General features: G+C 68.1%; 10 protein-coding genes, 1 tRNA gene and 2 pseudogenes. All 13 read right to left on the reverse strand.

Features of this window, described 5'->3' with window-relative positions; genetic code table 11:
• Positions 1 to 450 (reverse strand): annotated as a pseudogene (locus ABDW35_RS21195) (DNA-directed RNA polymerase subunit beta'); the annotation flags it as partial.
• Between the two features lie 81 nt (positions 451 to 531).
• Positions 532 to 4,722: a DNA-directed RNA polymerase subunit beta gene (gene rpoB, locus ABDW35_RS21200; RefSeq protein ID WP_343715870.1), complete on the reverse strand. Its 4,191-nt coding sequence runs from the start codon at positions 4,720 to 4,722 to the stop codon at positions 532 to 534.
• Between the two features lie 126 nt (positions 4,723 to 4,848).
• Positions 4,849 to 5,229 (reverse strand): 50S ribosomal protein L7/L12, encoded by a 381-nt coding sequence (gene rplL, locus ABDW35_RS21205; RefSeq protein ID WP_343715871.1) that lies wholly within the window; start codon positions 5,227 to 5,229, stop codon positions 4,849 to 4,851.
• Between the two features lie 52 nt (positions 5,230 to 5,281).
• A complete protein-coding gene (gene rplJ, locus ABDW35_RS21210; protein WP_034834686.1) occupies positions 5,282 to 5,800 on the reverse strand; it encodes a 50S ribosomal protein L10 in 519 nt (172 codons plus the stop codon).
• 291 nt (positions 5,801 to 6,091) lie between these two features.
• A complete protein-coding gene (gene rplA, locus ABDW35_RS21215; RefSeq protein ID WP_088152704.1) occupies positions 6,092 to 6,799 on the reverse strand; it encodes a 50S ribosomal protein L1 in 708 nt (235 codons plus the stop codon).
• Between the two features lie 5 nt (positions 6,800 to 6,804).
• Positions 6,805 to 7,236, reverse strand: coding sequence for a 50S ribosomal protein L11 (gene rplK, locus ABDW35_RS21220; protein WP_034834682.1), 432 nt, complete (start codon positions 7,234 to 7,236; stop codon positions 6,805 to 6,807).
• Between the two features lie 149 nt (positions 7,237 to 7,385).
• Positions 7,386 to 7,919 (reverse strand): transcription termination/antitermination protein NusG, encoded by a 534-nt coding sequence (gene nusG / locus ABDW35_RS21225; protein ID WP_343715872.1) that lies wholly within the window; start codon positions 7,917 to 7,919, stop codon positions 7,386 to 7,388.
• Between the two features lie 3 nt (positions 7,920 to 7,922).
• Complete coding sequence (gene secE / locus ABDW35_RS21230) at positions 7,923 to 8,120, reverse strand: preprotein translocase subunit SecE (protein ID WP_343715873.1); 198 nt, start codon at positions 8,118 to 8,120, stop codon at positions 7,923 to 7,925.
• Positions 8,121 to 8,169: 49 nt separating this feature from the next.
• A tRNA-Trp gene (locus ABDW35_RS21235) sits at positions 8,170 to 8,245 on the reverse strand.
• 129 nt (positions 8,246 to 8,374) lie between these two features.
• Entirely contained in the window at positions 8,375 to 8,968 is a 594-nt protein-coding gene (gene pdxT / locus ABDW35_RS21240) for a pyridoxal 5'-phosphate synthase glutaminase subunit PdxT (protein WP_343715874.1), read from the reverse strand.
• A 23-nt stretch (positions 8,969 to 8,991) separates the two neighbouring features.
• Entirely contained in the window at positions 8,992 to 9,924 is a 933-nt protein-coding gene (gene pdxS / locus ABDW35_RS21245) for a pyridoxal 5'-phosphate synthase lyase subunit PdxS (protein WP_343715875.1), read from the reverse strand.
• A 156-nt stretch (positions 9,925 to 10,080) separates the two neighbouring features.
• Positions 10,081 to 11,544 carry a PLP-dependent aminotransferase family protein gene (locus tag ABDW35_RS21250; protein ID WP_343715876.1) on the reverse strand — a complete coding sequence of 488 codons (1,464 nt, stop codon included), beginning with the start codon at positions 11,542 to 11,544 and terminating at the stop codon, positions 10,081 to 10,083.
• Positions 11,545 to 11,642: 98 nt separating this feature from the next.
• Positions 11,643 to 11,860: pseudogene (gene tuf / locus ABDW35_RS21255) on the reverse strand (elongation factor Tu); the annotation flags it as partial.

Below are 11,860 nucleotides of genomic sequence, written 5' to 3' on the forward strand. Positions count from 1 at the left end.
GCCGGGCTCGACCACCACGAAGCTCTCGAAGTACAGGACCTTCTCGAGATCCTTGAGCGTCATGTCGACCATCAGGCCGATGCGCGACGGCAGCGACTTCAGGAACCAGATGTGGGCGACCGGCGAGGCCAGCTCGATATGGCCCATGCGCTCGCGCCGGACCTTCGACAGCGTGACCTCGACGCCGCACTTCTCGCAGATGATGCCGCGGTACTTCATGCGCTTGTACTTGCCGCACAAGCATTCGTAGTCCTTGATCGGACCGAAGATCCGGGCGCAGAACAGGCCGTCCCGCTCCGGCTTGAAGGTCCGGTAGTTGATCGTCTCGGGCTTCTTGATCTCGCCATAGGACCAGGAGCGGATGCGCTCCGGGCTGGCGATCTGGATCTTGATCTGGTCGAAGCTCTGCGGCGTCGAGACCTGGCCGACGAGATTCATCAACTCGTTCATGTACCTGCTCCCCCGGGGTAGGGACGGACAAAATGGGGTTCAGCGGCGGCCGATCCAAGGGGACCGGCCGCCGGAGACGGATCAGTAGTTGCGCTGCTCGAGCTCGACATTGAGGCCCAGCGACCGCAGCTCCTTCATCAGCACGTTGAAGGATTCGGGGATGCCGGCCTCGAAGTTGTCGTCACCGCGGACGATCGCCTCGTAGACCTTGGTGCGGCCGGACACGTCGTCCGACTTCACCGTCAGCATCTCCTGCAGCGTGTACGCCGCGCCGTAGGCTTCGAGCGCCCACACCTCCATCTCGCCGAAGCGCTGGCCGCCGAACTGGGCCTTGCCGCCCAGCGGCTGCTGGGTAACCAGGCTGTACGGGCCGATCGACCGGGCGTGGATCTTGTCGTCCACCAGGTGATGCAGCTTCAGCATGTAGATGTAGCCGACGGTCACCTTGCGGGCGAACTGCTCGCCGGTGCGGCCGTCCTGCAGCGTGACCTGGCCCGAAGAGGCCAGACCGGCCTTCTCCAGCATGTGGACGATGTCGTCCTCACGGGCGCCGTCGAACACCGGCGTCGCCATCGGCACGCCCTTGCGCAGGTTGCCGGCCATCTCGACCAGCTCGTCCGGGGACATGTCCTCGATGTCCTCGCCGTACTGGGCGGCGCCGTACACGTCCTTCAGCTTGCCCTGCAGCGCCTTCACCGTCTTGCCGGTGTCCTCGCCGCGCCGAGCCTGGGCCTGGTACTGATCGACGACCTCGCCGATCTGGCGGCCGATGCCGGCGGCCGCCCAGCCCAGATGCGTCTCCAGGATCTGGCCGACATTCATGCGGCTGGGCACGCCGAGCGGGTTCAGCACGAGGTCGACATGGGTGCCGTCTTCCAGGTACGGCATGTCCTCGATCGGCATGATCTTGGACACGACGCCCTTGTTGCCGTGACGGCCGGCCATCTTGTCGCCGGGCTGCAGCTTGCGCTTCACCGCGACGAAGATCTTGACCATCTTCATCACGCCGGGCGGCAGCTCGTCACCGCGCTGCAGCTTCTCGACCTTGTTGTCGAACCGCGCCTCGAGGCCCTTCACCTGGTCGTCGAAGTGACGGCCCATGGCCTCGATATCGGCCATGCGCGCCTCGTCGGCGATGGTGATCTGGCGCCACTGGCCGCGGCTGAAGTCCTTCAGCTGCGCCTCGCCGATCTCGCCGCCGGTGGCGAAGCCCTTCGGGCCGGAGACCGAGGTCTGGCCCAGCAGCAGCTCCTTGAGGCGGGCGAAGAAGCTGCGCTCGAGGATCGCGCGCTCGCTGTCGCGGTCCTTGGCCAGCCGCTCGATCTCGGCCCGCTCGATCGCCAGCGCGCGCTCGTCCTTGTCGACGCCGCGGCGCGAGAACACCCGCACCTCGACGATCGTGCCGGTGACGCCCGGCGGCAGGCGCAGCGAGGTGTCGCGGACGTCGGACGCCTTCTCGCCGAAGATGGCGCGGAGCAGCTTCTCCTCCGGCGTCATCGGGCTCTCGCCCTTCGGCGTGACCTTGCCGACCAGGATGTCGCCCGGCTTCACCTCGGCGCCGATGTAGACGATGCCCGCCTCGTCGAGGTGGCGCAGCGCCTCTTCACCGACATTCGGGATGTCGCGGGTGATTTCCTCCTGGCCGAGCTTGGTGTCGCGCGCCATCACCTCGAATTCCTCGATGTGGATCGAGGTGAAGACGTCGTCCTTGACGATGCGCTCGGAGATGAGGATCGAGTCCTCGAAGTTGTAGCCGTTCCAGGGCATGAAGGCGACGAGCACGTTGCGGCCGAGCGCGAGCTCGCCCAGCTCGGTCGACGGGCCGTCGGCGATGATGTCGCCCTTGCGCACCCGGTCGCCCACGCGCACCAGCGGGCGCTGGGTGATGCAGGTGCTCTGGTTCGAGCGCTGGAACTTCAGCAGGTTGTAGATGTCGACGGTCGACGACGCGCCCTCGGTGTCGGTCACCCGCACGACGATGCGGGTGGCGTCCACCGTGTCGATGATGCCGGCGCGGCGGGCGACGATGGTGACGCCGGAATCCCGGGCCACCGTGCCCTCCATGCCGGTGCCGACCAGCGGCGCGTCGGCGCGCACCAGCGGCACGGCCTGGCGCTGCATGTTTGAGCCCATCAGCGCGCGGTTGGCGTCGTCGTTCTCGAGGAACGGGATCAGCGCCGCGGCCACCGAGACGATCTGCTTCGGCGACACGTCCACCAGGTCGATCGATTCCGGCTTCGACATGATGTAGTCGCCGCCCTGTCGGCACGACACGAGGTCGCCGACGAAGCGGCCTTCCTCGTCCAGCTCGGCATTCGCCTGGGCGATGGTGTAGCGGCTCTCCTCCATCGCCGAGAGGTAGATCACCTCGTCGGTGACGCGGCCGTCCGCCATCTTGCGGTACGGGCTCTCGATGAAGCCGTACTTGTTCACCCGGGCATAGGTGGCCAGCGAGTTGATCAGGCCGATGTTCGGGCCTTCCGGCGTCTCGATCGGGCAGATCCGGCCGTAATGGGTCGGGTGCACGTCGCGCACCTCGAAGCCGGCGCGCTCACGGGTCAGACCGCCCGGCCCGAGGGCCGAGAGGCGCCGCTTGTGCGTGATCTCGGACAGCGGATTGGTCTGGTCCATGAACTGGCTGAGCTGCGAGGAGCCGAAGAACTCCCGCACCGCCGCCGCCGCCGGCTTCGCGTTGATCAGGTCGTGCGGCATGATCGTGTCGATGTCGACCGACGACATGCGCTCGCGGATCGCGCGCTCCATGCGCAGCAGGCCGACGCGGTACTGGTTCTCCATCAGCTCGCCGACCGAGCGGACGCGGCGGTTGCCGAGATTGTCGATGTCGTCGATCTCGCCGCGGCCGTCCTTCAGGTCGACCAGGATCTTTAGGATCGACAGGATGTCGTCCTTGCGCAGCACGCGCAGCTGGTCGTCGGTCTCGAAGCCCAGGCGCGCATTCATCTTCACCCGGCCGACGGCCGAGAGGTCGTAGCGCTCCTGGTCGAAGAACAGGCCGTTGAACAGGGCCTCGGCGCTCTCCAGCGTCGGCGGCTCGCCCGGGCGCATGACCCGGTAGATGTCGATCAGCGCGTCCTCGCGGGAGGCGTTGCGGTCGATCGCCAGGGTGCTGCGGACATACGGGCCGACATTGACGTGGTCGATGGCCAGCACGGTCAGGGTGTCGAAGCCCTTCTCCTCGAACAGGTCGAGGACGGCCTGGGTGACCTCGTCACCGGCCTCGAAGAAGACCTCGCCGGTCTGCTCGTCGATCACGTCGCCGGCCAGGTAGCGGCCGGCCAGGTCCTCGGCCGGGACCAGGATCTCGGTGACGCCCTGCTCGACCAGCTTCTTGATGACGCGCGGGGTCATCTTGGTGTCGGCCTGGGCCACCACCTCGCCCGAGGCGGCGTCGACCAGGTCGGCCGTCAGCTTGGCGCCCTTCAGGCGCTCGCCGTCGAAGGCGGTCTTCCAGCCGTCCTTGGCGCGCTTGTACTCGACGCTGTCATAGAACCAGGCGAGGATCTCCTCGCGGCTCATGCCCTGCGCCTCATAGGGCTGCAGGCCGCGGCCTTCCTTCGCCCGCGCCTGGCGCAGGGCGGCGGTCTCGGCCGAATCCAGCGCCATCAGCAGCGTCGTGGTCGGCAGCTTGCGGCGGCGGTCGATGCGGACATAGAGGTGGTCCTTGGCGTCGAACTCGAAGTCGAGCCAGGAGCCGCGATAGGGGATGACGCGGGCCGCGAACAGGTACTTGCCCGAGGAATGGGTCTTGCCGCGGTCATGGTCGAAGAAAACGCCCGGGCTGCGGTGCATCTGCGAGACGATGACGCGCTCGGTGCCGTTGATGATGAAGGTGCCGTTCGCCGTCATGAGCGGCATGTCGCCCATGTAGACGTCCTGCTCCTTGATGTCGCGGATCGAGCGCAGGCCCGTATCTTCCTCGACATCGAACACGGTCAGGCGCAGCGTCACCTTCAGCGGCGCGGCAAAGGTCATGCCCCGCTGCTGGCACTCCTCGACGTCGTATTTCGGCTCTTCGAGCTCGTAGGAAACAAAATCGAGCTCGGCGCGTTCAGAGAAGTCCTTGATCGGGAACACCGACCGGAACACCTCCTGCAGGCCGACCACGGCCCGGGCCGCCGGCTTGACGTTCATCTGCAGGAACTGATCGTAGGAGCTGCGCTGCACCTCGATCAGGTTTGGCATTTGGGCGACCTCGGGGATCCGCCCGAAACTCTTGCGGACGCGCTTACGGCCGGTGAAGGTCTGAGCCATGTGAGCCCCTCGTTTCCAACAAATGCCGAACAGGTACGGAACACAAACGCCCGTTCGCGGCCGACCCCGAGGGATCGGCCGCGCCCGGACTACAGTGACAAAACAGCTTGAAGTGCCACGCGGGTCTTACTTGACGTCGACCTTGGCGCCGGCTTCTTCGAGCTGCTTCTTGATCTTGGCGGCCTCGTCCTTCGACACGCCTTCCTTGACGGGCTTCGGCGCGCCTTCGACGAGGTCCTTGGCCTCCTTGAGGCCGAGGCCGGTGATCGCACGGACCTCCTTGATCACGTTGATCTTCTTGTCGCCGGCATCCGCGAGGATGACGTTGAACTCGGTCTGCTCCTCGGCCGGAGCGGCAGCGGCGGCAGCCGCGCCCGGAGCCGCGGCAACCGCGACCGGAGCGGCGGCGGACACGCCCCACTTCTCCTCGAGCAGCTTCGAGAGCTCAGCGGCCTCGAGGACCGTCAGGCTCGACAGATCGTCGACGAGCTTTGCGAGATCAGCCATTTCTTTCTCCTAAGACTTGGGTCTTCTGGGTACGGTTTCAACAGGTGCGGCTCTATGCCGCCTCGTCCTTCTTGGCATAGGCCCCGAAGACGCGGGCGAGCTGCCCGGCCGGAGCCTGCAGAACACCGGCGATACGGGTCGCCGGGGTCTGGATCATGCCCACCAGCTTCGCCCGCAGCTCGTCCAGCGACGGCAGCGAAGCGAGAGCCTCGACACCCTTCTGATCGAGCAGCTGAGAACCGAGTCCGCCGCCGATGATCTGCAGCTTGTCGTTCTTCTTGGCGTAATCGACCGCCACCTTCGCCGCCGCGACCGCGTCCTGGGAGAACGCGATGGCGGTCGGGCCGGTGAACAGGTCGGCCAGATGCTCGAACTGGGTGCCCTGAAGGGCGATGCGGGCGAGCCGGTTCTTGGTCACGCGGAACGAGGCCCCCGCCGCGAGCATTTGCCGCCGGAGATCGGTCGACTCGGCCACCGTCATCCCGCCCTGGCGGGTGACGACAACCGTGTACGCCGTCCGGAACGACTCCTGCAGCGCGGCGATCTTCTCGGTCTTCTGTGTACGGTTCACGGATCGCCTCCGTTGTCGGGGCCCCGTCCCGGCCATAGCCGGCCCGGAACCCCAGTCCACACTGGACCGGCCCTTGGGCTTGAAAGCCCGGTACCGATCCGCTCTCCTGTCCCAGAAGTCCAAGCCCCGTACGACGGCCGGGCCGAGGCCCGGTCGCCGACGTTGATTGGGTTTGACTCCCGTCTATGCAGGTGGGTTTTAAGCGCCTCGCGACGCCCCTGCAGTCTCGGACAGGTTCGGGCAGGGCCGAGGCCCCACCCTGTCCGCCGCCCTTACGGGCGGCGTATTCCTTTAGGCGCCGGCGCCCTCGTGCAGCTTCTGCAGGTCCAGCTTGTAGCCCGGGCCCATGGTCGAGGTGACGGTCACCTTCTTGAGGTAGGTGCCCTTCGCCCCGCTGGGCTTGGCGCGCTGGATCGCCTCGACGAAGGCGCGGATGTTGCCGACCAGCGCCTCTTCCGTGAAGCTGGCCTTGCCGACGCCGGCATGGACGATACCCGCCTTCTCGGCCCGGAACTCCACCGCACCGCCCTTGGCGGCCTTGACCGCGCCGGCGACGTCGGGGGTGACGGTGCCCAGCTTCGGGTTCGGCATCAGGCCGCGGGGGCCCAGCACCTTACCGAGGCGGCCGACCAGGCCCATCATGTCCGGGGTGGCGATGCAGCGGTCGAAGTCGCTGCGGCCGTCCTGGATCTCCTTGGCCAGATCGTCGGCACCAACGATGTCGGCCCCGGCGGCCAGGGCCTGCTCGGCCTTGTCGCCACGGGCGAACACCAGGACGCGGACGGTCTTGCCGGTGCCGTTCGGCAGCTGCACGACGCCGCGGACCATCTGGTCGGCGTGGCGCGGGTCAACGCCGAGATTCATCGCGATCTCGACGGTCTCGTCGAACTTGGCCGTGGCCGAGGCCTTGAGCATCTTGACCGCCTGGGCCAGCTCGTAGGTCGCCTCGGGGTTCAGCCCCTTGGTCGCGGCGCGGATGCGCTTGGAAACCTTCGCCATGCCGATTACTCCACCACCTCGATGCCCATCGACCGGGCGGAGCCCTTGATCATCTGGGCGGCCGCATCGACGTCGTTCGCGTTGAGATCCTTCATCTTGATCTCGGCGATCTCGCGGATCTGCTTCATCGTGATCTTGCCGACCGTGGCGCCCTTGCCCGGCGTCTGGCTGCCCTTGTCGAGCCCGGCGGCCTTCTTGATGAAGTAGGTGTTCGGCGGCGTCTTGGTGACGAAGGTGAAAGTCCGGTCCGCATAGGCTGTGATCACGACCGGGATCGGCATCCCCTTCTCCAGGTTCTGCGTCTGGGCATTGAACGCCTTGCAGAACTCCATGATGTTCAGACCGCGCTGGCCCAGCGCCGGACCGATCGGCGGCGACGGGTTCGCGGCGCCCGCGGGCACCTGCAGCTTGATCTGTCCTACAACCTTCTTTGCCATCTCATATCCCTCAACAACTGATCCCTCCGGCGGAACCGGAGGGATGGGGAAGCGCGGTCACGACCCCCGGAGGACTTCCCGGGTAGGGTCTCCCGCACCGCTCCCCCGCGCCCTGGAGCGCGGGGTATCCGACGACGATCAATGGACCGTCACGAAACCTTCTCGACCTGGGTGTACTCTAGCTCCACCGGAGTCGCACGGCCGAAGATCGACACCGCGACCTTGAGCCGCGAACGCTCCTCGTCCACTTCCTCCACCACGCCGTTGAAGCTGGTGAAGGGGCCATCGGCCACGCGCACCGTCTCGCCGACCTCGAAGATGACGGAGGGCTTCGGCCGCTCCACGCCTTCCTGGACCTGCTGCATGATCCGCATCGCCTCGGTCTCGCTGATCGGGATCGGCTTGTTGCCGGACCCGAGGAAGCCGGTGACCTTCGGCGTGTTCTTGACCAGATGCCAAGCCCGGTCCGACAGCTCCATCTTCAGGAGCACGTAGCCCGGGAAGAACTTGCGCTCGGTGTTGACCTTCTGGCCGCGGCGGATCTCGACGACCTCCTCGGTCGGCACGACGATCTGCTCGAAATGGTCGGCCAGGCCCTTCTGCTCGGCCTGCTCGCGGATCGACTCCGCGACCTTCTTCTCGAAATTCGAATAGACGTGCAGCACGTACCAACGCATCGCCATGGGTCAGCCCCCCATACCGATGATGGACGTCACCGCCCAGCCGGCGATCCAGTCAACCAGCAGGAAGAATATCGACATGAGGATGACGAACACGAACACCATGCCGGTGGTGATCGCGGTCTCCTTCCGTGTCGGCCAGGTGACCTTCGCGGTCTCCTGCCGGACCTGCCTGAAGAACTGGACGGGGCTGGTCTTGGCCATGTCTACCAATCAAATCGCCGGTCAGTCTGGACGCCAAAAGGGGCGGGTTTGGCAGGAGTGGAGGGTTTCGAACCCCCAGCCTTCGGTTTTGGAGACCGACGCTCTACCAGTTGAGCTACACTCCTCCGGGAACCGCCCTGCCTTCAGGAAACACGACGAGGCACGCTCGCCGCCCTGACCGCGGAGCGAACGGTCTTCTAGCGGAAGCGCCGGACAGAATCAACACCCTGTTCGGACCCCCTGTCGGATTTCTCTCAGGCGGCCCGTCCGGCCCGGCTGTCGGCGCCCGTGGCGATGTCGATGAACAGGCGGTGCGCCCGCCGGTCGGCCGACAGCTCGGGATGAAATGTCGCGGCCAGCAGCCGGCCCTGGCGCACCAGCACCGGGTCGCCGTCGCGCTCGGCCAGCACCTCGACGGCGGGGCCGATCGCGACGATGCGCGGCGCCCGGATATAGACCGCCTCCAGCGGCCCGCCCGGCAGCGCGGTCGGCGTCTCCAGGATCGCCGAATCGATCTGCCTGCCATAGGCGTTGCGCTCGACCGTGGCGTCGAGCACGCCGAGGCTCGCCTGCTCCGGCCGCAGCACCCGGCGGGCCAAGAGGATGCAGCCGGCGCAGGTGCCGAACACCGGCATCGTCCAGGCGAAGGTGCTGAGCGCCCCGAACATGCCGTCACGGGCGGCGAGCCTGAGCAGCGTGCTCGACTCGCCGCCCGGGATCACGAGGCCGGCAACGCCGTCGAGATGAGCCGGCAGGCGGACCGGGACCGCCTCGGCCCCGGCCTCCCGCAGGGCCCTGGCATGGGCCTCGAAATCGCCCTGCAGCGCCAGCACGCCGATGCGCGGCATACCGGCGCTCCTGCCCTGCCCGCTCACCATCCGCGGGTCTGCAGCAGCTGGGCCGGCTCCAGCGCCGCCACCGCCAGGCCCTTCATCGCGCCCTGGCACTCGGCGCTGGCCTCGGCCAGGATCGTCGCGTCGTCGTAATGGGTGGTGGCGCGGACAATGGCGCGGGCCCGGCGCTCCGCCTCCTCCGGCTCGGCGAAGTTGTGCGAATCCTGCATGAAGATGCCGGAGCCGACGAACACCGCCTCCGCCCCCAGCTGCCGCACCAGGGCCGCGTCCGCCGGGGTGGCGATGCCGCCGGCGGAAAAATTCGGCACCGGCAGCCGGCCGGTCTCGGCCACCAGCCGCACCAGCTCGTAGGGCGCGCCCAGCTCCTTGGCGGCGGTGTACAGCTCCTCCGGCCGCAGCACGGTCAGGCCGCGGATGTCGCGGCTGATCTGGCGCAGATGCTGCACGGCGTGGACCACGTCGCCGGTGCCGGCCTCGCCCTTGGTGCGGATCATCGCAGCGCCCTCGGCGACGCGGCGCAGCGCCTCGCCCAGGTTGCGGGCACCGCAGACGAAGGGGGTGGTGAAGGCCTGCTTGTCGACGTGGTTCGCCTCGTCCGCCGGGGTCAGCACCTCGGATTCGTCGATGAAGTCGACGCCGAGCGACTGCAGGATCTGCGCCTCGGCGAAATGGCCGATGCGGCACTTGGCCATCACCGGGATCGACACCGTGCCCAGGATCTCCTTGATCTTGAGCGGCGAGGCCATGCGGGCGACGCCGCCCTCGGCCCGGATCTGCGCCGGCACCCGCTCCAGCGCCATCACCGCGACGGCGCCGGCGCGCTCGGCGATCTCGGCCTGGCGCGCATCGGTGACGTCCATAATGACGCCGCCCTTGAGCAGCTCGGCCAGGCCGGTCTTGAGGCGCAGGGCCTGGGGGGAATGGGTGCCGTTGCTGCCGTTCGTGGTCATGCGTCGTCTCCGAATGAACTGGCGAAAACGCTAGGCTTCCAGCAGTGGTCGGAGAAGATCCACCGAACCGCCAATTTCATGGATCCAGTTCGGGCCTGGAGATCACGGGGCTTTCCGGCAGTGGATTCGGATTCTGCAGGAAACGATGGATCCAGTTCAGGCCGCACCGCCCCGGCGGAAGGAGTGCACCACCTCGCGCAGCAGGGCCACGCCCTGGCGGATATCCGCCTCCTCCAGCGCCGCGTAGCCCATCAGGAAGCTGGCCTCGGCCCCGCCGATCCCGGCCGGGACGATGCCGACCGAGCGCAGCGCCGCCGCCTCGGCGACGCTGCCGGCCAGGGCGGCCGGGATGTCGCGGAAGCGGACCACCAAATGTAGCCCGGCCTTGGCCCCCTCGATCGCCACCGCCACGCCGAAGCCGGCCTTGAGCGCCGCCACCAGCGCGTCGCGGCGGCGCTGGTTGCGGCGGCGGGTGCGGCGGATATGCCGCTCGAAATGGCCGTCGCGGATCAGATGGGCGAACACCGCCTGGTCGAGCGAGGCGGTGTGCCGGTCGGTCAGTTGCTTGGCCTGCAGGAACGGCTCCACCAGCTCCGGCGGCAGCACCATGTAGCCGAGGCGCAGGCCGGGCGAGAGCACCTTGGAGACGGTGCCGGAATAGATCACGAGCCCCGCGCAGTCGAGCGCCTGCAGCGATTCCACCGGCCGGCCCTCATAGCGGTACTCACTGTCGTAATCGTCCTCGAAGATGTAGGTGCCGCCGCGCTCGGCCCAGTCCAGCAGCGCCAGGCGGCGCGCCGCCGGCATCACCCCGCCGGTCGGGAACTGGTGGCCCGGCGTGACATGCGCCAGCCGCGCCCCGGCCTCCGGCGGCGGCAGCCGGGCAGTGTCCAACCCGTCGGCATCGACCGGCACCGGCAGCAGCCGGGCGCCGATCGCCTCCACTGCCAGCCGGGCACCGCCGTAGCCGGGATCCTCGACCACCACCGTGTCGCCGGGGTCGACCAGCACGCGCAGCGCCAGGTCGACCGCCTGCTGCGAACCGTTGACGATCAGGATCTGCTCCGGCCGCGCCCGCACCGCCCGGGCGCGGCCGAGATAGTCGGACAGGGCTGCCCGCAGCTCCGGCAGCCCTTGCGGGTTCTCATAGAGATAGGGCTTGCCGGCGCGGCGGCGGATCTCGCGCAGCAGCAGGCTGCGCCAGATGTCGGCCGGGAAGTCGGCGGCGCTGACGGTGCCGTAGTGGAAGCTGTAGCGCAGCCCGGCGCGGCGGGTCAGCGCATCGGTGTCGAGGCCGCGCAGCCGCTGGCTGTAGCGCGACAGCCGGGGCGCGCGGGGGGCTTCGGCCAGGGCCGGGACGGCCGGGCGCGGGGCGGCGCCGGCCGGCAGCGCCGCGCCGACGAAGGTGCCGGCGCCCGGGCGGCTCTCGAGATAGCCCTCGGCCAACAGCTGCTCATAGGCCAGCAGCACGGTGTTACGCGCGATCGCGAACTGGTCGGCCAGGGCGCGGGACGAGGGCAGCCGGCTGCCCGGCGCCGCGTCGCCGCTCAGGATCGACGCCTTGAGCTGGTGGTAGATCTGGGTCTGCAGCGGGGCGTCGCGGTCGAGGCGGAACAGCATGGGGCCATCTTAGGGCTTGCCCGGAACGACGAAAGGGCGGGGAGAACCCCGCCCTTCCGCATGATCGTCAACCGGATGCCGCGGGTGCGGCGGCCGGATCAGGCGATGATCTTGGCGACGACGCCGGCGCCGACGGTGCGGCCGCCCTCGCGGATGGCGAAGCGCAGGCCTTCGTCCATGGCGATCGGCGCGATCAGCTTCACCGTCATCGAGATGTTGTCGCCCGGCATCACCATCTCGGTGCCTTCCGGCAGCGACACCACGCCGGTCACGTCCGTCGTCCGGAAGTAGAACTGCGGACGGTAGTTGGTGAAGA

The organism is Inquilinus sp. (assembly GCF_039594555.1).
Lineage (GTDB): Bacteria > Pseudomonadota > Alphaproteobacteria > DSM-16000 > Inquilinaceae > Inquilinus.

Bases quoted from the DNA above. Each gene is read 5' to 3' on its own strand.
- rpoB (WP_343715870.1), bottom strand. From the start codon at position 4,722: ATGGCTCAGACCTTCACCGGCCGTAAGCGCGTCCGCAAGAGTTTCGGG.
- rplL (WP_343715871.1), bottom strand. From the start codon at position 5,229: ATGGCTGATCTCGCAAAGCTCGTCGACGATCTGTCGAGCCTGACGGTC.
- rplA (WP_088152704.1), bottom strand. From the start codon at position 6,799: ATGGCGAAGGTTTCCAAGCGCATCCGCGCCGCGACCAAGGGGCTGAAC.
- rplK (WP_034834682.1), bottom strand. From the start codon at position 7,236: ATGGCAAAGAAGGTTGTAGGACAGATCAAGCTGCAGGTGCCCGCGGGC.
- nusG (WP_343715872.1), bottom strand. From the start codon at position 7,919: ATGGCGATGCGTTGGTACGTGCTGCACGTCTATTCGAATTTCGAGAAG.
- secE (WP_343715873.1), bottom strand. From the start codon at position 8,120: ATGGCCAAGACCAGCCCCGTCCAGTTCTTCAGGCAGGTCCGGCAGGAG.
- pdxT (WP_343715874.1), bottom strand. From the start codon at position 8,968: ATGCCGCGCATCGGCGTGCTGGCGCTGCAGGGCGATTTCGAGGCCCAT.
- pdxS (WP_343715875.1), bottom strand. From the start codon at position 9,924: ATGACCACGAACGGCAGCAACGGCACCCATTCCCCCCAGGCCCTGCGC.
- ABDW35_RS21250 (WP_343715876.1), bottom strand. From the start codon at position 11,544: ATGCTGTTCCGCCTCGACCGCGACGCCCCGCTGCAGACCCAGATCTAC.